This is a genomic window from Streptomyces sp. V4I2 (genome assembly GCF_030817655.1).
GTDB lineage: Bacteria > Actinomycetota > Actinomycetes > Streptomycetales > Streptomycetaceae > Streptomyces > Streptomyces plumbiresistens.
This window is the reverse complement of record NZ_JAUSZM010000003.1, coordinates 3439263-3458686: the sequence shown is the minus strand read 5'-3', so window position 1 is coordinate 3458686 and position 19424 is coordinate 3439263. Positions and strand designations below refer to the sequence as shown.

Sequence of the window (19424 nt, the reverse complement as noted above, 5' to 3'; positions counted from 1 at the left end):
TCAGCTCCGCCGCGAGCCGAGCACCCAGAACTCGTTGCCCTCCGGGTCCACCAGTGTGGTCCAGGACTGCTCTCCCTGGCCGATGTCCGCGTGCCACGCCCCGAGGGCCGGCAGCCGGTCGACCTCGGCCTGCCGGTCGGCCCCGCGCCGCCCATCCCGGCGGTCTCGCCGCGAGCGGCTTCGGTGTCTCTGGTTCGGACATGTGCGTCTCCTCGGGCGCCGGGTGTACTGCGGGGTCAGCCGGCCAGCCGGTTGAGCTTGCGGATTTGTCTGTCGAAGGCGCGCGAGGGCACGATCCGGCGCAGGAGGCTGACGCGTGCGGCCAACGAGCCGGCGGTGTACCGGAGCTTGGGCTTGGAATCGGTGGCGGCCGCGACGATCACCTTCGCGACAACGTCCGGGTGGTCGGCGTTGCGCAAGGCCGTGGCCAGCACGTCTCGGGAGACCTCCCGCTGTGCGGCGTAGATCGGCAGGGGCGAGTCGGGTGCCATGCTGCTCGCCTCGAAACTCGTGCGTGTGTAGGTCGGCTCGACCAGCAGCATCCGGACGCCGTGCTCGCGAAGCTCGTGATCGACGGACTCCGCGTAGCCCTCGACCGCATGCTTGGTGGCGGCGTAGACGGCCATGAAGGGCGCTGGGATCCGACCGAGCATCGAGGAGACGTTGACCACGCGGCCACTGCCCTGGGCGCGCATCTGGGGCAGCACTGCGTTTGTCATCCGAATCAGACCGAAGACATTGATGTCGAAGACCTCCTTGGCCTGGTTGATCGAGCTCTCCTCGCCGGCGCCGACCGCACCCACACCTGCGTTGTTGACCAGGACGTCGATCCGGCCGAACCGCTCGATCACCTCCTCGACCAGGGAGCGGACCGATTCGTCGCTGGCCACGTCGAGATCGAGGAACGTCACCCCGGCGAGCGGCTCGGCCTTCGCCGCGTTGCGGCTCGTGCCGACCACCGCGAAGCCGGCACCCACGAGAGCGAGCGCCGCCGCCCGCCCGATCCCGGAGGAAGCGCCCGTCACGAGGGCCACTGGGGAAGCTGTCTGCATGTCGGTTCCTTCGGTTGTGGCCATGACTTCGTCGTGCGCTGTGCGGGGTCGCCTGTGCTCAGGTCGACACGGTCCGCACCGGTCCTGCAAGCCCGGACCAGGCCGGTCCGGTGAGCTCAGGACGGTTGTGGACTGAACAGTCGGAAACCTAGATGGTTCTGTACTGAGTTGTCAAGAAGGGTGGGTTGGCTTTACCTTCGGTATATGGCGAGACCACGAAGCTTCGACCCCGACCACGTCCTCCATGCCGCCGAGCGGCAGTTCCGCACCTCGGGCTACAACGGCACGAGCGTCGACGACATCAGCGCCGCCACCGGCCTGGGCCGCGGCAGCCTCTACGCCGCGTTCGACGGCAAGCACGGCGTGCTGCTGCAGGCGATGGCCGGCTACTTCGCCCGGCTGGGGCAAGGTCCGCGGAACATGCTCGCCGGACCGGACGAGGGCGCCCTGGAACGACTGCACGCGTACTTGCTCCGCGCCGTCCACGGAGTGCCACTCGCCGCCGACGTACCCCCCGCCCCCGACCGGGCGGCGGCGGCCTGCTTCGCCGCCAAGATGGCCCTGGAGATCGGCGCCTCCGACCCCGAGGTGCAACGCCTGGCCAACGACTGCTTCTCCGTGGTCCGGACGGCGGTGGCCGAGTGCGTGCGAGCGGCGCAGCGCAACGGCGACATCGACCCCGACGCGGACCCCGACGACCTTGCATACCTTCTGCTGACCGTCATCCGCGGGTGCGATGTCGTGGGCGCGTACGGCCACAGTCCCGACCGCCTGACCTCGATCGCGGAGAGCGCGTTCGCCTTGCTGCCCCGCCCGCGCCACCACTGACAAGGGCACGGCCGACCTCGTTGCCCAGGCATCTGATGCGGTCGGCCCACTTCGACGCTGCGGAGGCACGGCCCGTAGGTTTACGCGCCGCCGTGACCTCGTGTGTTGGCGCGTGCTGTGGTGTTCCGGGGGTATGCGGGGTGGGCACTGCTCGGTGCTTCGGACGTGAGGCGGTTCCATGGATGCTGCTGCCCAAAATGAGGGCCAGGACCAGCTTGCCGACCGTCTGATCAGGGCTGGAGATCGTCGAGGGTGCCGTCCAGATCGGCGTGTGGGACAGCAGCACCACGCTGCCGTCCATCCAGGCGGCCGACCCGGAACACCGGTGTGGGTCGTGTGGTGAAGGCCTTGGCTCCCGGTATCGAGGTGATCTGTGTCCAGCCGCTGGGCGCACCGGCGCTGACACGCTCGTGGCGCGGGCGGCGCGTCGTCACCACCGACTCGACCGACACCATCGCTGACGGCGTCGCCGGCCGGCGTCCCGTCCCGGCCGTCCTCGGAAACTCGGCGGCCTCGGCCTGGGTGAGCGGGCGGACATGGCGAAGGCGGCGGCCCCGGGGATCGGGGGCCGCCGCCTTCGCGTAAGAGGGGCTGGGATCAGCGGAGCGATCAGTACCAGCCGTTGGCCTGCCAGAACGACCAGGCGCCGGTCGGGCTGCCGTAGCGGTCGTTCATGTAGTCGAGGCCCCACTCGATCTGGGTCTCGGCGTTGGTCTTCCAGTCGGAGCCGGCGGAGGCCATCTTGGCGCCGGGGAGGGCCTGGACCAGGCCGTAGGCGCCGGAGGAGGCGTTCGTGGCGTCGACGTCCCAGCCGCTCTCGTGCTCGACGATCTTGCTGAAGGCGTTGTACTGAGCGGTGTCCGGGATCAGCTTGTGCGCGATCGCCTTCGCCTCGGTGGCCGAGGCGCCCGTGGTGGCCGCCTGGGCGGGGGCCGCGGTCAGGGCCATGCCGGTGGTGGCGGCGGCCAGCGCTACGGCGGTGAGGGCCTTCTTCGGGGAAGCGATGCGACGAACGATGCGCGGGACGGACACGGAGAACCTTTTCTTCGGGGACTGGGATGTCGTGGCGTGCCGTGACCCCGTGGTGCGGGGGCGGTGGCGTGCCGCGGCGCCGCGGCCCTGAGGGCTCGTCGGCGCCGTGCGACGTCCTTCAGAGAAACAGGCCCGCGCCCTGTCCGCAATGACCCCTTTTACTAGTGGTGGTCGCATGTGGGGCCTCGGCCCTCTGTGTGATCTGGCTCTCAACGTGCAGGTCAGCGGGGCTGCGTGCGCGTACATGCCAGGCGCCGGAGTCTACGACCGGGCCTCGTAGGTGACCTGGGTCATGTGGGGCTCTTCACTCGGCGGGGGCGTCGAAAGTGACCGGGGTCTCGAAGGCCGCCCTGCGGGTGGCCCGGCGCAGGGCCCTGAGGATCGCCGGGCCGAGCAGCGCCGTCAGGACGACCGTGACCAGCGCCCGGCCCAGGTCCCAGCCCAGTGACGTGGCCAGGCAGTACGCGACGAAGCGGGCCAGGTTGGCGGCGACCGCCCCGTCCGGCTGGAAGGCGATGTTCGAGGCGTTCTGCGTCATGAAGGTCCAGCCCGCGAGGTTGGTGATCGTGCCGTAGGCGAAGGCGGACACGAAGCCGTAGCCGCCGAGGAGCGCGAGTTCGGCGCGGCCGCGCAGGCGGTCGGGGCCCGGCAGCAGACCCGCGCCCATCGTGAACCACCCCATCGCCAGCATCTGGAACGGCATCCACGGGCCCACCCCGCCCGTGAGCAGCGCCGACGCGAACATCGTCACGGAGCCGAGCACGAAACCGAAGCCAGGGCCGAGCACGCGTCCGCTCAGCACCATCAGGAAGAACATCGGCTCGAGACCGGCCGTCCCGGCGCCGATGGGGCGCAGCGCCGCACCGGTCGCCGCCAGCACGCCGAGCATCGCCACCGCCTTCGGGCCCAGGCCGGACTCCGAGATCGTCGCCGCCAGCACCGCGACGAGAAGGAGCAGCAGGCCCGCGAAGAACCACGGGGCGTCCTGCGCATGCGCCCCGACCCGGGACGTGGGCGGGGCGAGGAACGGCCAGCCGAGAGCGGCCACGCCGACCGCGCTCACGAGGAGCAGGGCGGCTGTCGAGCGAGGGCCCAGGCGGACGGCCTTGGCCTGGCGCGTATCGGTCATGCCAGCGCCTCCCGCACCTGCGCGACCGTGAGCCACTTCTGCGGCGCCAGGATCTTCGTGACCTGCGGGGCGAAGGAGGGGGAGGCCACCACCACGTCCGCCGTCGGGCCGTCCGCGATCACCTCTCCGTCGGCGAGGAGCACCACACGGTGGACCAGCTCGGCGGCCAGCTCGACGTCGTGGGTCGCCAGCACGATCGCGTGCCCCTCGGCCGCCAGCCCGCGCAGGACCGCGACCAGGCGGGCCTTCGCCGCGTAGTCCAGGCCCCGGGTCGGCTCGTCGAGGAGCAGCAGGGGAGGGCGGGCCGCCAGGACCACGGCCAGCGCGAGAGCCAGCCGCTGGCCCTCGGAGAGGTCACGCGGATGGATGTCGTCGGTGACGCCGGGGAGCAGCTCGGTGACCAGCGCCCGGCAGGTCCCCGGCGCCGCGCCCGCGTCCCGGTCGGCGGCCGCGCACTCGGCGGCGACCGTGTCGGCGTACAGCAGGTCGCGCGGTTCCTGCGGTACGAGACCCACGCGGCGTACGAGCTCGGGGGGCGCCGTGCGATGCGGTACGGCACCCCCGACCCGCACCGACCCGGCGGCCGGCTCCACCAGACCGACCAGCGCGGAGAGCAGCGTCGACTTACCGGCGCCGTTGCGGCCCATGAGGGCGATCGTCTCGCCGGGGGCGACGGTGAGGTCGACGTGACGCAGGGCCTGGACGCGGTCGCGGCGGACGGCGAGGGCGTGGACTTCGGCCGGGGATGCGGTAGTTGGGGCCGGGGTGGGCTTCTTGCGGAGACGGAGGCGGAGACGGAGGCGGAGACGGGAGGTCGGGGGAGCCTCCGGCTGGGGTGGTGCCGTCGTGACGGGGGACACTTCGGGCGTCCCGTCTTGTCCGCCCAGCCGTTCCCGCAGATCGCCCGCCCGTCGCCGCGCGTCCCGGACCGTCAGCGGCAGCGGGGACCAGCCCGCGAGCCGGCCCAGGTCCACCACCGGTGGGTACACCGGCGATACGGCCATGATCTCGGCCGGGGTGCCGAGGACCGGGGCCGCGCCGGGCGAGGGGAGGAGGGCGACCTGGTCGGCGTACTGGACGACGCGTTCCAGTCGGTGCTCGGCCATGAGGACCGTCGTGCCGAGGTCGTGGACGAGGCGCTGGAGGACCGCGAGGACCTCCTCCGCGGCCGCCGGGTCGAGCGCGGAGGTCGGTTCGTCGAGGACGAGGACCCGCGGGTGCGGGGTGAGGACCGAGCCGATCGCGACGCGCTGCTGCTGCCCGCCGGAGAGCGTGGTGATGGGCCGGTCGCGCAGATCGGCCAGACCCAGAAGGTCCAGGGTCTCCTCGACGCGGCGGCGCATCACATCCGGGGCGAGGCCCAACGACTCCATGCCGTAGGCGAGTTCGTCCTCCACGGTGTCCGTCACGAAGTGGGAGAGCGGGTCCTGGCCGACTGTCCCCACCACGTCGGCGAGTTCCCGCGGCTTGTGCGTACGGGTGTCCCGGCCGGCCACCGTGACCCGGCCGCGCAGGGTCCCGCCGGTGAAGTGCGGGACGAGCCCGCTCACCGCGCCGAGCACGGTGGACTTGCCGACGCCCGACGGGCCTACCAGCAGAACGAGTTCGCCTTCCGGCACCTCGAAGTCCACGCCCTGGACGGTGGGTTCGGCGGCACCGTCGTACGTCACCGAGACGTTCTCGAAGCGGATCACGACGGGTCCTTGGGGTCGGGAGCGGGAGCGGGGTCGGGGTCGGGGTTGGGATCGGGGGCGACGAAGGCCGGGAGCAGGCCGAGGAGTACGGCCGCCGCGGGCCACAGGGGGAGGGCCGGGGCGACCAGGGGGACCACGCCCGGGTTCAGGGCCTCGGGGTCGTGGGCGGAGGCGAGCACGAGCAGCGTGGCCACCGCCACGCCGGAGCCGGTGACCAGCCAGGCGCGCATGTCCCAGCGGTCCGGGCGGTACCGGGTGCGCAGCGAACGCCGGCCGCCCAGGCGGAGGCCCGCGAGAGCGGTGGCCAGTCCGGCGAGGAGGACGGGGAGGCCGTAAGTGCCGCCCTCGGCCGTCAGCAGTCCGTACGTTCCCGCGCAGACCCCGAGCAGCCCGCCGAGGGTGAGAGCGGTCGTCGTACGGCGGACCGGGGCGGGGACGTCGGCGGTACGGCCGTAGCCGCGGGCGTCCATCGCTGCGGCGAGGGCGACGGAGCGTTCCAGGGCGCCTTCGAGCACCGGGAGCGCGACCTGGAGGAGGCCGCGGATGCCCTTGTCGGGGCGGCCGCGCAGCCGGCGGGCGGCGCGCAGGCGCTGGACGTCGAGGATCAGGTTCGGGGCGAAGGTGAGGGCCACGACCACCGCCACGCCCATCTCGTACAGCGCGCCCGGGAGCGACTTGAGGAGACGGGCCGGGTTCGCGAGGGCGTTCGCGGCGCCCACGCAGATGAGGAGGGTGGCCAGACGCAGGCCGTCGTACAGGGCGAAGAGGAGGCCTTCGGCGGTGACTCTGCCGCCGAGGCGGATGCCCTGGGCCCAGTCGGGGAGGGGGACTTCGGGGAGGGTGGCGATCACGTGGGTGCCGGGGACGGGGGAGCCGAGTGCCACCGCGAAGGCGAGGCGGATGAGGAGGACGGCCAGGGCCAGTTTGACGAAGGCGGTGTAGGAGCGGGCGGTGGGGGTGTCGGGGCGGCGGGTGGCCACGACGTAGGCGGAGGTGGTGATGAGGAGGGCGAGGAGGAGGGGGTTGGTGGTGCGGGTGGCTGCGGTGCCGAGGGCGAGGGCCCAGAGCCACCAGGCGCCGGGGTGCAATGTGGGCCGGCGCTGGTGCGGGCGGGTGGGGTGCGCAGCCCGGCGTTGCGGGGTGCCGCCTGCGCCCACCCTCCCCCACTCTCGGCTCCGCTCGAGCGGGGGGACGCCCATCGCCCCAGCGGCACGACTGCCCGCAGGCTGGGCGGCTCGACACGAGCTATCCATTCCTGCGCCGCCGTGCCTGCCATACCGCCGCCGCGCCCAGGGCTGCCACGGCCGCCGCGCCCGCCAGCAGGCCCGCCGACGGGCCCCCGTTCTCCTTCTCCTCCCTGGATGCGGTGCTCGGCTTCTTCTCGGTCGACACCTGCTCCCCGCACCCCGCCTCCGGATAACCCGCGATCGCGCACAGCAGGGCGTTGGTGTTGTAGCGGAGCGGTTTGGCGACGGCGGCCAGGGCCTCGGCGGTCGTGGCGTCGGGGGCGGTCGGCACGCAGCCCGTGCGGGCCGGGGGCGGGGTTTCGCCGGACGGGGCGTCGGTCGTCGTACCGAAGTCGATGACCAGGGCGATCCGCTTCTTGCCGTCCTGCGCGGGCGTGTTCGCGCAGATCGTCGCGAAGTCGGCCGTGCCGCGTGGCTTCGTCGCGTCGCCGGAGTCCTCGCTGACCGCGAAGCGGAAGCCCTGGACGTCGCCGTCGTACGGACGAGCGGTCGAAGGGCCCTGGGTGGCGTACGTCCACTGGTTGCCGTCGCGCTCCCAGAAGGACCAGTAGCGGTAACCGGCGGCCTGCGCCTGACCCGCGTTCCCGGAGAACAGGAACGAGGCGAGGAGCAGGAGGGTCGCGGCACGGCGGCGGGAGGTCACGGCTGCCGCCTCTTGTTGCGGCTGCTCAGCAGGAAGCCGATGCCCGCCCCGGCGGCGAGGCCGGCGCCGACCATCCACCACACGTCGCCGCTGCCCGAGTCATCCGTTTCGTCGGTTGTTTCGTCGGCCTTCTCGCTGTTGGCCGTCGCCGTCTGCGGAGCCGGCCCCGTCGCGTTGAGCTGCTCGACCAGGTCCGTGCCGCCGAAGTCACGCGGGTCCGTGCCCGTGGCGTGGGCGGCGAAGATCAGCTGGGCGTAGGCGGCCGGGCCGCTCTGCGCCGCCCAGGCGGAGGAGTTCTGCTCGAGCCACTCCAGCGGCTTCTTCGCCTGCGCGGCCTGGCCCTGGGCGGCGAGGGCGACGACGGCGTCGGCCGTGTTGCCGTGGTCCGGTTGGTCGGTGGAGCCGGGGAGGGCCGAGGTGAGGTGGCCGTCCTTGGCGAGGGCCTTGGTGAGGTAGGCGGCGCCGTTGGCGGCGGCCTGCCGCGGGGACGGCGAGCCGGAGCCGGAGCAGGCGGCGGCCTCCGCCTGCGCGGCGGGCTCGACGACCAGGCCCTTCCCGAGCGCGCCGACGACCCCCGCCGCGGTGGCGTCGGCGTTGGCGGCCAGCTCACCCTTCTTGCCGGGCTGGAAGGCGAAGGCACCTGCGTCGGCAGCGGCTGCGGCGCCCTCGCACGGCAGGGCGAGCTTCACCAGGGCGTCGTACGGCCCTTGGCCCCCCTTGCGTACGTCCGCCGGCTTCTCCCCCACGGTCGTCAGCGCGCCGACGACCACGGACGTCGAGTTGGTGTCGCTGGCGCCGCCGGGGGCGTACCCCCAGCCGCCGTCCTTGTTCTGCACGGACTTCAGCCAGGCGACCGCCTTGTCCGTGGCGGCGTCGTGGCCGCCGAGCGCGGCGAGAGCCTGGACGGCGGCGGCGGTGTTGTTGGTGTCGACCATGAGCTTGGCGTCGCAGGCCGTGGCGGGGTCGGCGCGGTAGGGCGCGAAGGCGCCGCTCGCGCACTGCTGTCCGGTCAGCCAGTCCACGGACGTCGCGGCCGGCTTCACTCCCGCCGTGTGCTGGGCGAGCAGGGCGAGGGACTGACGCCAGACACCGTCGTACGTCGGGTCCGTGCTGCCGTACAGCGCGGCGGGGAACGCCCGCGAGGCGGAGGGGGACGGGTCGGCGGCGACGGCGGGCACGGCGGCCCCGATCACGGCGGTGGCGGCGGCCAGGACCGCGGCGCTGCGGCGGACGTTCATGATCGGCGGGTGCCTCTCCCTGAAGGGAGCCGGGCAGCACGGGACACCCCGGCGGCTCGGCTCCGTATACCTCGACGGTGCCGCACACCGGCCGGTTGCCGGTGTGCGTGAGCCGGTCACGGTCCGTGCGGGGCAGTCCGGCTCGCCGCCCTGGACGGACGGCACACGGTTGCGGGTCAGCGCCGGATTTGCACCGGCTTCCCCCCGTACGGGTGTGATACGACCCGGCCACTCTACCGGCCCGTACGGAGCATCCCGAGGGCCGCCCGCACGGGGGAGGTAGGTTCGGTCCCATGCAGCCGACGGGGAGACTGCTCGGCTCCGGCCGTTCCGCCGACGTGTACGAGATCGACGAGGCGTGGGTGCTGCGCCGCGACCGGGAGGGGCACGGGGACGCGCTGGCCGAGGGCGCGGTGATGGAGTTCGTACGCCGCCACGGCTATCCGGTGCCGCGGGTCCGCCCGGCCGACTCCACGCGCACCGAGCTGGTGATGGAGCGGCTCCACGGCCCGACGATGCTGGACGCGTTCGGCGCGGGCCGGATCGACGCGAGTGAGGCGGGGGACGTCCTCGCCCGTCTCCTACGGCAGTTGCACACCGTCCCCGCCCGGCACTCGCCCGGCGCCCGCGTCCTCCACCTGGACCTCCACCCGGAGAACGTCATCCTCACCGCGGACGGTCCCCGGGTCATCGACTGGACCAACACGGAGGAGGGCGACCCCGGCCTGGACTGGGGCATCTCCGCGATGATCCTCGCCCAGGTCGCCGTGACCGACGAAGCCCTCGCCGCCCCCGCCCGCACGATGCTCACCACCCTCCTCGCCGACCCGTCCCACCTCACCGAGGCGGGCATGACGGAGGCCCGCCTCCGGCGCGCGGCGAACCCGACGATGAGCCGTCGGGAGGTCGAACTGCTGGGTGAGGCCGAGGACTTGATCCGCTCGGTCGTGTCCTAGTCGCCGGACGCGCGGCCGGCGTCCAGCACGTCGGTCCCGGCCGGAGGCCGCACGTCCAAGGGCGCGTCGAAGGCGCTAGCGAGGTGGTGCTGTGGCGACGTAGAACGTGTAGAGGTGCCGCCGTTCATGCTATCGAACTCGCGTGCGGGGTCGGGCCGCCGAAGGGGAGGTGGAGGACGCGGGCGGAGAGCAGCCAGGTGCCGTCGGGGTGGCGGTGGAAGGTGTCCTCGTAGTGGCCGACCTGGACCGGTGGGCCGGACGGGACCGGGGTCGTGCCGCCGTCGTGGCCGTCGATGCGGTACGTCGTGAAGTACGAGGTCGCCGTCGCCGCGTCCGGGGACGTCACGGTCACGAGGATGTTGGACATCAGGCGGCGCGAGAGGCGGTCGGCGGGGCGGGAGGCGAAGTACCGGCGCAGTGCGTCCCGGCCCTTGACCAGACGGTCGCCGGCCGGCCACTCCCAGCTGCCGTCCTCGGTGAACAGCTCGGCGACGGAGCCGGGTTCGCCGAGGTCGAGCCGGTGGACGAAGCCGATGATCAGGTGCTCGCAGGCGCGTTCGGCGAGGAGGCGGTCGATGGGGTCCATGGGGTTGTTGGTACCAGCGGTGGCCGGTGAGGGCGACCGCTTTACGCCGCCACGTATTTACACCGCCACGTACGTCACCGGCTCGCTCCCCGCCACCGCCTCCGCCCGCCCCAGCTTCACCAGTCGCCGCAGATGGGCCTCCGCCTCCGAGACGGCGATGTTCCGCGAGCCGTACCGGATCTGGGCCCAGGGGCGGTTCCACTCCATGCGTTCGGCGAGCTGCCAGGGCGTGAGGGGCTCGGTGAGGAGGGTGAGCAGGCCGGTGAGGCGGTCCTCGTGGTGGGTGAGCAACTCCCGTACGCGGGAGGCCGCGTCGGTGAAGGCGTGCTGGTGGGCGGGGAGCACCTCGGCGGGGGCGAGGCGGCCGACGCGTTCCAGGGAGTCGAGGTAGTCGCCGAGGGGGTCGGTGACGGTGGCGTCGTCCGGGTCCTCGTACAGGCCGATGTGCGGGGTGATCTCGGGGAGCAGGTGGTCGCCGGAGAACAGGCGGCCGTGGCCCGGGAGACGGCCGGGGTGCGCCTCCTCCAGGTGCAGACAGACATGGCCGGGAGTGTGGCCCGGCGTCCAGATCGCGCGCAGCCGGCGGCCGGGGAGGGCGAGGAGTTCGCCGGGGACGATCTCGCGGTCGGGCAGGGCGGGGGCCAGGCCGGGGACGGAGCGGGGGCGGGCGGCGCGCAGCGGTGCCAGGTGGTCCTCGGGGGCGCCGGCGGCCTCGAGCTTGGCGCTCATGTAGGTGAGCCAGCGTTCGGGGCGCGTCGAGCGGGCCCGCCGTACGATCGCGCCGTCCGCCTCGTGCATCGCGATCCAGGCACCGGACGCCTCCCGCACCCGGCCCGACAGGCCATGGTGGTCGGGGTGGTGATGGGTGATCACGACACCGTGGATCTCCTCCGGCGAGGTGCCGCACGCCGTCAGGCCCTCGGCGAGGGTGTCCCAGGAGGCCGGGTCGTCCCAGCCGGTGTCGATCAGCACCGGCCCGCGGTCGGTGTCGACGACGTACACGAGGGTGTGGCCGAGGGGGTTGTCCGGGATGGGGACCTGGAGGGAGCGAACGCCGCCGCCGTGGTCGTACACCTGCGTCATGGGCTCCCCAATCGCCGTGTCCGGGCCAACTATAACTAGAACGCGTTTCGATGGGAGCCCGGGTCGACCTTCTCGGCGCGATGGTCGGCGTCCCGCCCGTGGACTCCTCCAGGCGGACCTGGTATCAGTGGCCGTATCTGATGAACCGTCAGAGACGGAGTCGTTCCGGGGAGGCAGTCGCCATGACCGAGCTCGTGGAACACGGACAGCTGTTCATCGGCGGGGAGTTGACCTACCCCCTGGGCAAGGACGTCATCGAGGTGATCTCGCCGCACACCGAGCAGGTCATCGGGCGCGTGCCGCACGCCTCGACGGGGGACGTGGACCGGGCGGTCGCCGCGGCGCGGAAGGCGTTCGACGAAGGGCCCTGGCCGCGGACGACCCTCGACGAGCGGATCGAGGTGGTCGGACGGATCAAGGACGCGATCGCCGTACGGCACGAGGAGATCGCCCGCGTGATCTCGTCCGAGAACGGGTCGCCGTACTCCTGGAGCGTCCTCGCGCAGGCGCTCGGCGCGATGATGGTGTGGGACGCGGCGATCACGGTCGCGCGGAACTTCACCTACGAGGAGACACGCGACGGCGTGCTCGGCAGGATCCTCGTGCGGCGCGAGCCCGTCGGGGTCGTGGCGGCCGTGGTCCCCTGGAACGTCCCGCAGTTCGTCGCCGCGGCCAAGCTCGCGCCCGCGCTGCTCACCGGCTGCACGGTGGTGCTGAAGCCGTCGCCGGAGTCGCCGCTGGACGCGTACATCCTCGCCGACATCGCCCGCGAGGCCGGGCTGCCGGAGGGCGTCCTGTCGATCCTTCCGGCGGACCGCGAGGTCAGTGAGTACCTGGTCGGGCACCCGGGCGTGGACAAGGTCTCCTTCACCGGCTCGGTGGCGGCCGGCAAGCGCGTGATGGAGGTCGCCGCGCGCAACCTGACCCGCGTGACGCTGGAGCTGGGCGGCAAGTCGGCGGCGGTGGTGCTGCCGGACGCGGACGTGGAGACGGCTGTCGCCGGGATCGTCCCGGCGGCCTGGATGAACAACGGGCAGGCGTGCGTGGCCCAGACCCGCATCCTGCTGCCGCGGGCGCGCTACGACGAGTTCGCCGAGGCCTTCGCGGCGGCGGCCGGCGCGCTGGTGGTCGGCGACCCGCTGGACCCGGCGACCCAGGTGGGCCCGCTGGTGGCGAAGCGGCAGCAGCAGCGCAACCTCGACTACATCCGCATCGGCCAGGAGGAGGGCGCGAAGATCCTCACCGGCGGCGGGCGTCCGCCGGGCCTGGACCGCGGCTGGTACGTCGAGCCGACCCTCTTCGGCGATGTCGACAACTCCATGCGCATCGCCCGCGAGGAGATCTTCGGCCCGGTCATCTGCCTGCTCCCGTACGGCGACGAGTCCGAGGCCGTGAAGATCGCGAACGACTCCGACTACGGGCTCAGCGGCAGCGTGTGGACGGCCGACGTCGCCCGCGGCATCGAGGTCGCCCGTCAGGTCCGTACCGGCACGTACTCGGTGAACACCTTCAGCCTCGACATGCTCGGCCCCTTCGGCGGCTACAAGGACTCCGGCCTGGGGCGGGAGTTCGGGCCGGAGGGGTACGGCGAGTACCTCGAGCACAAGATGATCCACCTGCCGGCGGGCTGGGAGGGCTGACCGACCATGGGCGACCGCTGGCAGATCGAGGTCGACCGCTCCCTGTGCATCGGCTCCGCCCCAGTGCGTCCACCACGCCCCGGACGGCTTCCGCCTCGACACGGGCCGCCAGTCCCACCCCGTCGACCCCGAGACCGACGCCAACGAGAAGGTCCTCGCGGCGGCGGAGGGCTGCCCGGTCGAGGCGATCATGATCACGCTGCTGGGGAGCGGGGAGCCGGTGTTTCCTCCGGAGGAGTAGCGGTTCCGTGCGACCCTCCGCCTCACGTTCGGGACGTGACGAGGTGGGAGAACGATGCGTGGGGTGGGGGCGGCCGCGGTGCGGGGTGACATCCGGGCGGCGGTCGCCGCCGGGGACTTCGGGCGGCCTCGGTTCATCGACAACGAGGCCGCCCGACGCATGGGCGCCTGCTCGGGCGGGACTGCGGTGCGGCCGCCGCCACTCCGTCTCCCTGAGAACTCCCTGAGAGCTCCTTGAGAACTCCTTGAGAGATTCGCCCTAAAAAATCATGATTCAGGGGGTTCTGTCACGGAATAAAAGTTCTATCCTGGGAAGTGGCCTACGGGACGAGTGAGGGAGTTCGACCGGAGTAGCCGACTGTGGCGAGACGCTTCGGCATCCGCCAGTGGCCGACGTCGACGGTCGGGCTGAGAGGCTGGAAGGCAGTAGTCGGGCCGGAAGGCGACCCCTAGCACCTGATCCGGGTAATACCGGCGAAGGGAACCCGTCTCGTAGGTTCTTCGCATGCCTAGACCCGGCTGTCGTTCGCCGGGTCCGTCAGGTCGATCAGCCGGCACACCGTCTCGATGTCGATCTTCACCTGGGCGATCGAGGCCCGGCCCGACAGCCAGGTGATCAGCGCCGAGTGCCAGGTGTGCTCGATGACCCGGACCGCGGACAGCTGCTCCGGCGTCGGATTCTCCAGCCCCATCGCGTCCAGGATGATCACCGTGGTCTGGCGGGACACCTGGTCGACCTCGGGGGACACGCTGCGGTCCGCGAACGTGAGCGCGCGGACCATCGCGTCCGCCAGGTGCGGCTCCCGCTGCAGCGCGCGGAAGGCCCGCATCAGCGTCTGAGCCACCCGTTCCGCCGCCGTCTCGCCGGCCGGCGGCTTCTTGCGCAGCGTGCCGTGCATGTGTTCCAGCTGATCCTGCATCGTGGCGACCAGCAGATGGATCTTGGACGGGAAGTAGCGGTACAGCGTGCCGAGCGCCACCTGCGAGGACTCCGCGACCTCCCGCATCTGCACCGCGTCGAAACCGCCCCGGCTGGCCAGTTGGGCGCTCGCGTGCAGGATGCGCCGACGCCGCGCCTCCTGCCGCTCGGTGAGCGGCGGCGAGTCGGACCGCGGGGTACTGGCATCCACCTTGGCCACCTTGTCCACCTTGGCTTCCGCAGGCATGGGTCCCGTTCCGTGACAGTCGGTGAGGGCAAGTGATCACACAGCATGACAGGGGCGCCGGTCGTGGCGTGAATCACCTGATCCACTGCTCACCGTGCTCCTACCTGCCGGTAGATTCAGAGCCTCCTGAACGATCAAGTCTGAAACTTGTTCTAGATTAGCGTCCCGGCGTAATCTCGCGGGACAGTGCAGGCAGAAGGGGGCCCAGAGTGACCGCTGAGGCCAGTCAGGCGGGGCCCTTGGAGGGACCGGCCACCGACGGCGAGCGACCGCTCCGCATCGCACTCCTCACATACAAAGGGAACCCGTTCTGCGGGGGACAGGGCGTCTACGTACGACACCTCTCGCGCGAGCTGGCCCGCCTCGGCCATACCGTCGAGGTCATCGGTTCCCAGCCCTATCCCGTCCTCGACGAGGGCCACGACGAGCGTCTGAGCCTCACCGAGCTGCCCAGCCTGGACCTGTACCGCCACCCCGATCCCTTTCGCACCCCGAAGTTCGGCGAGTACCGCGACTGGATCGACGCCCTCGAAGTCGGGACGATGTGGACCGGCGGCTTCCCCGAGCCGCTCACCTTCTCGCTCCGCGCCCGCCGCCAGCTGCGCGCCCGGCGCGGCGAGTTCGACGTCGTCCACGACAACCAGACGCTCGGATACGGCCTGTTGGGCGACATCGGCGCCCCGCTGATCACCACGATCCACCACCCCATCACCGTGGACCGCCGGTTGGAGCTGGAGGCGGCACAGGGTGCGCGGCGCAGGTTCTCGGTACGCCGCTGGTACGGCTTCACGCGCATGCAGAAGCGGGTGGCGCGCCGCCTGTCGTCCGTCCTCACCGTCTCCGCCACCTCCCGCCAGGAGATCGTCGACGATCTCGGCGTACGCGACGACCGCATCCACGTCGTCCACATCGGCGCCGACACGGACCTGTTCTCGCCGGATCCCTCGGTGCCCGTCGTGCCGGGCCGGATCGTGACGACGTCCAGCGCCGACGTCCCGCTCAAGGGTTTGGTCTTCCTCGTCGAGGCGCTGGCGAAGATACGCACCGAGCGCCCGGACGCCCACCTCGTCGTCGTCGGCAAGCGGCCCGAGGGCGGCCCCGTCGCCCAGGCCGTCGAGCGGTACGGCCTCCAGGGCGCCGTCGAGTTCGTCAAGGGCATCACGGACGCCGAACTGGTCGACCTGGTGCGCTCGGCGGAGGTCGCGTGCGTCCCGTCGCTGTACGAGGGCTTCTCGCTCCCGGCGGCCGAAGCCATGGCGACGGGCACCCCGCTGCTGGCCACGACCGGCGGCGCGATCCCCGAGGTCGCCGGCCGGGACGGGGAGACCTGCCTCGCCGTACCACCGGGGGACTCCGAGGCGTTGGCGGCAGGCCTCAGCCGCCTGCTGTCCGACCCGGAACTGCGCGCCCGGCTCGGCGCGGCCGGCCGCGAGCGCGTACTGGCCCGCTTCACCTGGGCCCGCGCGGCCGAGGGCACGGTGGCCCGCTACCGGGAGGCCATGGCCGTCCCCGGCACCGGCGAAGCCGCTGCCCGCCCCGCCACCACACCTCCCGGCCGCTCAGCGGCCCCAGAAGTTGCCGACGTTGTATCCGATCGCGAAAGCAGGGCCACGTGCTGACCGTCGACTTCTCCCGGTTCCCGCTCGCCCCGGGCGACCGCGTCCTGGACCTCGGCTGCGGCGCAGGACGGCACGCGTTCGAGTGCTATCGGCGGGGTGCCCGGGTCGTGGCCCTCGACCAGAACGGCGAGGAGATCCGCGAGGTCGCCAAGTGGTTCGCGGCGATGAAGGAGGCCGGGGAGGCACCGGAGGGCGCCACCGCGACGGCGATGGAGGGCGACGCCCTGGCGCTGCCCTTCCCCGACGAGTCCTTCGACGTCGTCATCATCTCCGAGGTGATGGAGCACATCCCGGACGACAAGGGCGTACTCGCCGAGATGGTACGGGTGTTGAGGCCCGGCGGCCGGATCGCGATCACCGTCCCGCGCTACGGGCCCGAGAAGGTCTGCTGGACGCTGTCCGACGCCTACCACGAGGTCGAGGGCGGCCACATCCGCATCTACAAGGCGGAGGAACTCCTCGCCAGGATCCGCGAGGCCGGCCTCAGGCCCTACGGCACCCACCACGCCCACGCGCTGCACTCGCCGTACTGGTGGCTCAAGTGCGCGTTCGGCGTCGACAACGACAAGGCGCTGCCGGTGCGGGCGTACCACAAGCTTCTGGTCTGGGACATCATGAAGAAGCCACTCGCGACCCGGGTCGCCGAGCAGGCGCTGAACCCGCTGATCGGCAAGAGCTTCGTGGCGTACGCGACCAAGCCGCACCTGCCGGGTCTCGCCGGGACCGAGGTGGCCGCCAAGTGACCACCCCCCGGACAGAACACCTCGTCCTGCCCGGGGTCCTCACCGCCGAGGAGGCCGCCGCGACCGTCGCCGGCATCCTCGCCGTGCAGCGGGAGGACGGGGCGATCCCGTGGTTCCGCGGGCATCACCTGGACCCGTGGGACCACACCGAGGCCGCGATGGCGCTGGACGCTGCGGGCGAGCACGAGGCCGCCGAGCGGGCGTACACGTGGCTGGCCCGACACCAGAACGCGGACGGCTCCTGGTACGCGGCGTACGCCGACGGGGCCTTCGACGACGTCAGCGACCGGGGCCGGGAGACGAACTTCGTCGCCTACATAGCCGTCGGCGTCTGGCACCACTACCTCTCCACCGGCGACGACACCTTCCTCGACAGCATGTGGCCGACGGTCTACGCGGCCATCGAGTTCGTCCTCCAACTGCAGCAGCCGGGCGGGCAGATCGGCTGGAAGCGCGAGGACGACGGTACGGACACCGCGGACGCGCTGCTGACCGGCTCCTCCTCGGTCCACCACGCGCTGCGCTGCGCGCTCGCCATCGCCGAGCAGCGCGAAGAGCCGCAGCCGGACTGGGAGTTGGCGGCAGGAGCGCTGCGGCACGCGATCCGCCGCCACCCGGAGCGGTTCCTCGACAAGGACCGCTACTCCATGGACTGGTACTACCCGGTGCTGGGCGGCGCGCTCACCGGCACGGAGGCCAAGTCCCGCCTGGAGGCGGACTGGGAGCGCTTCGTCGTCCCCGGCCTGGGGGTGCGCTGCGTCGTGCCCAACCCATGGGTCACGGGCGGCGAGTCGGCCGAACTCGCCCTCACGCTCTGGGTGATGGGCGAGTCCGACCGCGCGCTGGAGATCCTCCAGTCGATACAGCACCTACGGGACTCGGAGACCGGCCTGTACTGGACGGGCTACGTCTTCAAGGACAAGGCCATCTGGCCCCGGGAACTGACCAGTTGGACGGCCGGCTCCCTGCTCCTCGCGGTCGCCGCCCTCGGCGGCCACGAGGCAACCTGCAGAATCTTCGGCGGCGACCACCTGCCGAGCGGCCTCGACCCGGACTGCTGCGGCTGAGTACTGCTCAGTGCCGGTGTACGCGGTTGGCGATGGCGTGGCCGACGAAGAGGTAGACCACGGCTGCGAGGCCGTAGCCCGCGACGACCCGTGCCCAGGCTTCGTCGAAGGTGAACAGGTCGTGCGACCAGCCGGCGAGCCAGCGGGCCACGTCGTGGATGAACTGCACGAAGTCGTTCGCGCGGTTCGCGTCCAGCAGGTACATCAGGATCCACAGGCCCAGGATGAGGGCCATGACATCGGCGACGACTGCGATGATCGTGCCGGCCTGATTGGCACCGTTGCGATATCGAGGGGACATGCCCTCCGGGTTGCCGCTGAATCTTCGATGAAACCTCAACATGCGTAACCGGTCAGGTGTTGAGTTCCGCCAGTACCCGCAGCGTCTGCCGGTCCGGCGCCAGCGCCAGCAGGTCCGTCACCGGGCCCTTGCGCCACAACTCCAGCCGCTCCGCGATGCGTTCGCGCGGTCCGACGAGGGAGATCTCGTCGGCGAACGCGTCCGGCACGGCGAGCACCGCCTCCTCCCGGCGACCGGCCAGGAACAGTTCCTGGATCCGCCGGGCCTCCTCCTCGTACCCCATGCGCGCCATCAGTTCGGCGTGGAAGTTGCGGGCCGCGTGCCCCATGCCGCCGATGTAGAAGCCGAGCATCGCCTTGACGGGGAGGAGGCCCTGGGCGACGTCGTCGCAGACCTTCACCTGTGCCATCGGCGCGACCATGAACCCGTCCGGCAGCTCGGCCACCGCCTCCCCGTACACCTCGGGACGGCTCGGCGACCAGTACAGCGGCAGCCACCCGTCGGCGATCCGGACCGTCTGGGCCACGTTCTTCGGCCCCTCGGCGCCCAGCAGCACCGGGAGTTGGGGACGGAGAGGGTGCGTGATGGGCTTGAGTGCCTTGCCGAGACCGGTGCCGTCGGCGCCCCGGTAGGGGTGCGAGTGGAAGCGGCCGTCCAGCTCGACCGGCGCCTCCCGCCTGAGCACCTGCCGTACGACATCGACGTACTCGCGGGTCGCGGTCAGCGGCGACTTGGGGAACGGGCGGCCGTACCAGCCCTCGACCACCTGCGGACCGGACAGCCCGAGCCCCAGCAGCACGCGGCCACCGGACAGATGGTCCAGGGTGAGGGCGTGCATGGCCGTCGTGGTCGGGGAGCGGGCCGCCATCTGGGCCACCGCCGTGCCGAGCCTGATGCGCGAGGTCCGCGCGGCGATCCAGGTGAGCGGGGTGAACACGTCCGAGCCCCAGGACTCGGCGGTCCACACGGAGTCGTAGCCGAGCCGCTCGGCCTCCTGCGCCAGCGGAACATGATCCGGGTCGGGGCCGCGGCCCCAGTATCCGAGGGCGAGACCGAGCCGCATACCTGCCTCCTGACGGAGTGTCAGTGAAATCGGACGAGGGGGTGGTGACGAGGGGGTGGCGACTGTACGACAACGGCCCCCCACCCGGAAGGGCGAG

Annotated in this window: 18 protein-coding genes, 3 pseudogenes and 2 riboswitches; of the genes and pseudogenes, 8 read left to right on the top strand and 13 right to left on the bottom strand. The window is 71.9% G+C overall.

Features of this window, described 5'->3' with window-relative positions; all coding sequences use genetic code 11:
• Positions 1 to 294 (bottom strand): annotated as a pseudogene (locus tag QFZ76_RS16575) (VOC family protein); the annotation flags it as partial.
• Positions 237 to 1052, bottom strand: a complete 816-nt coding sequence (locus tag QFZ76_RS16570) for an oxidoreductase (protein ID WP_307674468.1) — start codon at positions 1050 to 1052, stop codon at positions 237 to 239. The gene QFZ76_RS16570 and the pseudogene QFZ76_RS16575, both read right to left, overlap by 58 nt.
• 204 nt (positions 1053 to 1256) lie before the next feature.
• On the opposite strand from QFZ76_RS16570, the gene QFZ76_RS16565 reads away from it, so the two are divergent.
• Together QFZ76_RS16565 and QFZ76_RS16560 are read left to right on the top strand one after the other, a co-directional pair.
• A complete protein-coding gene (locus tag QFZ76_RS16565; RefSeq protein ID WP_307674467.1) occupies positions 1257 to 1880 on the top strand; it encodes a TetR/AcrR family transcriptional regulator in 624 nt (207 codons plus the stop codon).
• Positions 1881 to 2201: 321 nt separating this feature from the next.
• Positions 2202 to 2378: pseudogene (locus QFZ76_RS16560) on the top strand (pyridoxal-phosphate dependent enzyme); the annotation flags it as partial.
• A 111-nt stretch (positions 2379 to 2489) separates the two neighbouring features.
• Here QFZ76_RS16560 and QFZ76_RS16555 read toward each other — a convergent pair.
• The 6 genes from QFZ76_RS16555 to QFZ76_RS16530 form a co-directional block, all read right to left on the bottom strand.
• Positions 2490 to 2912, bottom strand: coding sequence for a transglycosylase SLT domain-containing protein (locus QFZ76_RS16555; protein ID WP_307674466.1), 423 nt, complete (start codon positions 2910 to 2912; stop codon positions 2490 to 2492).
• Between the two features lie 304 nt (positions 2913 to 3216).
• Positions 3217 to 4041 carry an ECF transporter S component gene (locus tag QFZ76_RS16550; RefSeq protein ID WP_307674465.1) on the bottom strand — a complete coding sequence of 275 codons (825 nt, stop codon included), beginning with the start codon at positions 4039 to 4041 and terminating at the stop codon, positions 3217 to 3219.
• Complete coding sequence (locus tag QFZ76_RS16545) at positions 4038 to 5735, bottom strand: ABC transporter ATP-binding protein (protein ID WP_307674464.1); 1698 nt, start codon at positions 5733 to 5735, stop codon at positions 4038 to 4040. The genes QFZ76_RS16550 and QFZ76_RS16545 overlap by 4 nt, the downstream gene beginning before the upstream one ends.
• Positions 5732 to 6892 (bottom strand): energy-coupling factor transporter transmembrane component T, encoded by a 1161-nt coding sequence (locus QFZ76_RS16540; protein ID WP_307674463.1) that lies wholly within the window; start codon positions 6890 to 6892, stop codon positions 5732 to 5734. The genes QFZ76_RS16545 and QFZ76_RS16540 overlap by 4 nt, the downstream gene beginning before the upstream one ends.
• A gap of 88 nt (positions 6893 to 6980) precedes the next feature.
• Positions 6981 to 7625, bottom strand: a complete 645-nt coding sequence (locus QFZ76_RS16535) for an SCO2322 family protein (RefSeq protein ID WP_307674462.1) — start codon at positions 7623 to 7625, stop codon at positions 6981 to 6983.
• A complete protein-coding gene (locus tag QFZ76_RS16530; protein WP_307674461.1) occupies positions 7622 to 8863 on the bottom strand; it encodes a prenyltransferase/squalene oxidase repeat-containing protein in 1242 nt (413 codons plus the stop codon). The genes QFZ76_RS16535 and QFZ76_RS16530 overlap by 4 nt, the downstream gene beginning before the upstream one ends.
• A 130-nt stretch (positions 8864 to 8993) precedes the next feature.
• Positions 8994 to 9067: riboswitch (cobalamin riboswitch) on the bottom strand.
• Positions 9068 to 9156: 89 nt separating this feature from the next.
• Between QFZ76_RS16530 and QFZ76_RS16525 the strand changes: the two genes are divergently transcribed.
• Positions 9157 to 9819: a phosphotransferase gene (locus tag QFZ76_RS16525; RefSeq protein ID WP_307674460.1), complete on the top strand. Its 663-nt coding sequence runs from the start codon at positions 9157 to 9159 to the stop codon at positions 9817 to 9819.
• 124 nt (positions 9820 to 9943) lie between these two features.
• Here QFZ76_RS16525 and QFZ76_RS16520 read toward each other — a convergent pair whose 3' ends face one another.
• Both QFZ76_RS16520 and QFZ76_RS16515 read right to left on the bottom strand, forming a co-directional pair.
• Positions 9944 to 10405: a nuclear transport factor 2 family protein gene (locus tag QFZ76_RS16520; protein ID WP_307674459.1), complete on the bottom strand. Its 462-nt coding sequence runs from the start codon at positions 10403 to 10405 to the stop codon at positions 9944 to 9946.
• Between the two features lie 57 nt (positions 10406 to 10462).
• Positions 10463 to 11488, bottom strand: a complete 1026-nt coding sequence (locus QFZ76_RS16515) for an MBL fold metallo-hydrolase (RefSeq protein WP_307674458.1) — start codon at positions 11486 to 11488, stop codon at positions 10463 to 10465.
• Between the two features lie 182 nt (positions 11489 to 11670).
• On the opposite strand from QFZ76_RS16515, the gene QFZ76_RS16510 reads away from it, so the two are divergent.
• Both QFZ76_RS16510 and QFZ76_RS16505 read left to right on the top strand, forming a co-directional pair.
• Positions 11671 to 13128 carry an aldehyde dehydrogenase gene (locus QFZ76_RS16510; protein WP_307674457.1) on the top strand — a complete coding sequence of 486 codons (1458 nt, stop codon included), beginning with the start codon at positions 11671 to 11673 and terminating at the stop codon, positions 13126 to 13128.
• Positions 13129 to 13134: 6 nt separating this feature from the next.
• Positions 13135 to 13369, top strand: a pseudogene (locus QFZ76_RS16505) (ferredoxin).
• A 322-nt stretch (positions 13370 to 13691) separates the two neighbouring features.
• Positions 13692 to 13868, top strand: a riboswitch (TPP riboswitch).
• Positions 13869 to 13877: 9 nt separating this feature from the next.
• Here the strand turns inward: QFZ76_RS16505 and QFZ76_RS16500 are convergent.
• Complete coding sequence (locus QFZ76_RS16500; protein WP_307674456.1) at positions 13878 to 14534, bottom strand: TetR family transcriptional regulator; 657 nt, start codon at positions 14532 to 14534, stop codon at positions 13878 to 13880.
• A gap of 209 nt (positions 14535 to 14743) precedes the next feature.
• Between QFZ76_RS16500 and QFZ76_RS16495 the strand changes: the two genes are divergently transcribed.
• The 3 genes from QFZ76_RS16495 to QFZ76_RS16485 are packed head-to-tail and all read left to right on the top strand — an operon-like array spanning position 14744 to position 17963.
• Positions 14744 to 16153 carry a glycosyltransferase family 4 protein gene (locus tag QFZ76_RS16495; RefSeq protein WP_307674455.1) on the top strand — a complete coding sequence of 470 codons (1410 nt, stop codon included), beginning with the start codon at positions 14744 to 14746 and terminating at the stop codon, positions 16151 to 16153.
• Positions 16147 to 16896, top strand: coding sequence for a class I SAM-dependent methyltransferase (locus QFZ76_RS16490; protein WP_266440181.1), 750 nt, complete (start codon positions 16147 to 16149; stop codon positions 16894 to 16896). The genes QFZ76_RS16495 and QFZ76_RS16490 overlap by 7 nt, the downstream gene beginning before the upstream one ends.
• A complete protein-coding gene (locus QFZ76_RS16485; RefSeq protein ID WP_307674454.1) occupies positions 16893 to 17963 on the top strand; it encodes a prenyltransferase in 1071 nt (356 codons plus the stop codon). The genes QFZ76_RS16490 and QFZ76_RS16485 overlap by 4 nt, the downstream gene beginning before the upstream one ends.
• A gap of 7 nt (positions 17964 to 17970) precedes the next feature.
• Here the strand turns inward: QFZ76_RS16485 and QFZ76_RS16480 are convergent, their stop codons facing one another.
• Together QFZ76_RS16480 and QFZ76_RS16475 are read right to left on the bottom strand one after the other, a co-directional pair.
• Positions 17971 to 18264 (bottom strand): hypothetical protein, encoded by a 294-nt coding sequence (locus tag QFZ76_RS16480; RefSeq protein WP_030040281.1) that lies wholly within the window; start codon positions 18262 to 18264, stop codon positions 17971 to 17973.
• 52 nt (positions 18265 to 18316) lie between these two features.
• Complete coding sequence (locus QFZ76_RS16475) at positions 18317 to 19327, bottom strand: LLM class F420-dependent oxidoreductase (protein WP_307674453.1); 1011 nt, start codon at positions 19325 to 19327, stop codon at positions 18317 to 18319.
• Between the last annotated feature and the right edge of the window lie 97 nt (positions 19328 to 19424).

Bases quoted from the DNA above. Each gene is read 5' to 3' on its own strand.
- QFZ76_RS16570 (WP_307674468.1), bottom strand. From the start codon at position 1,052: ATGCAGACAGCTTCCCCAGTGGCCCTCGTGACGGGCGCTTCCTCCGGG.
- QFZ76_RS16525 (WP_307674460.1), top strand. From the start codon at position 9,157: ATGCAGCCGACGGGGAGACTGCTCGGCTCCGGCCGTTCCGCCGACGTG.
- QFZ76_RS16520 (WP_307674459.1), bottom strand. From the start codon at position 10,405: ATGGACCCCATCGACCGCCTCCTCGCCGAACGCGCCTGCGAGCACCTG.
- QFZ76_RS16530 (WP_307674461.1), bottom strand. From the start codon at position 8,863: ATGAACGTCCGCCGCAGCGCCGCGGTCCTGGCCGCCGCCACCGCCGTG.
- QFZ76_RS16480 (WP_030040281.1), bottom strand. From the start codon at position 18,264: ATGTCCCCTCGATATCGCAACGGTGCCAATCAGGCCGGCACGATCATC.
- QFZ76_RS16550 (WP_307674465.1), bottom strand. From the start codon at position 4,041: ATGACCGATACGCGCCAGGCCAAGGCCGTCCGCCTGGGCCCTCGCTCG.
- QFZ76_RS16565 (WP_307674467.1), top strand. From the start codon at position 1,257: ATGGCGAGACCACGAAGCTTCGACCCCGACCACGTCCTCCATGCCGCC.
- QFZ76_RS16500 (WP_307674456.1), bottom strand. From the start codon at position 14,534: ATGCCTGCGGAAGCCAAGGTGGACAAGGTGGCCAAGGTGGATGCCAGT.
- QFZ76_RS16475 (WP_307674453.1), bottom strand. From the start codon at position 19,327: ATGCGGCTCGGTCTCGCCCTCGGATACTGGGGCCGCGGCCCCGACCCG.
- QFZ76_RS16510 (WP_307674457.1), top strand. From the start codon at position 11,671: ATGACCGAGCTCGTGGAACACGGACAGCTGTTCATCGGCGGGGAGTTG.
- QFZ76_RS16515 (WP_307674458.1), bottom strand. From the start codon at position 11,488: ATGACGCAGGTGTACGACCACGGCGGCGGCGTTCGCTCCCTCCAGGTC.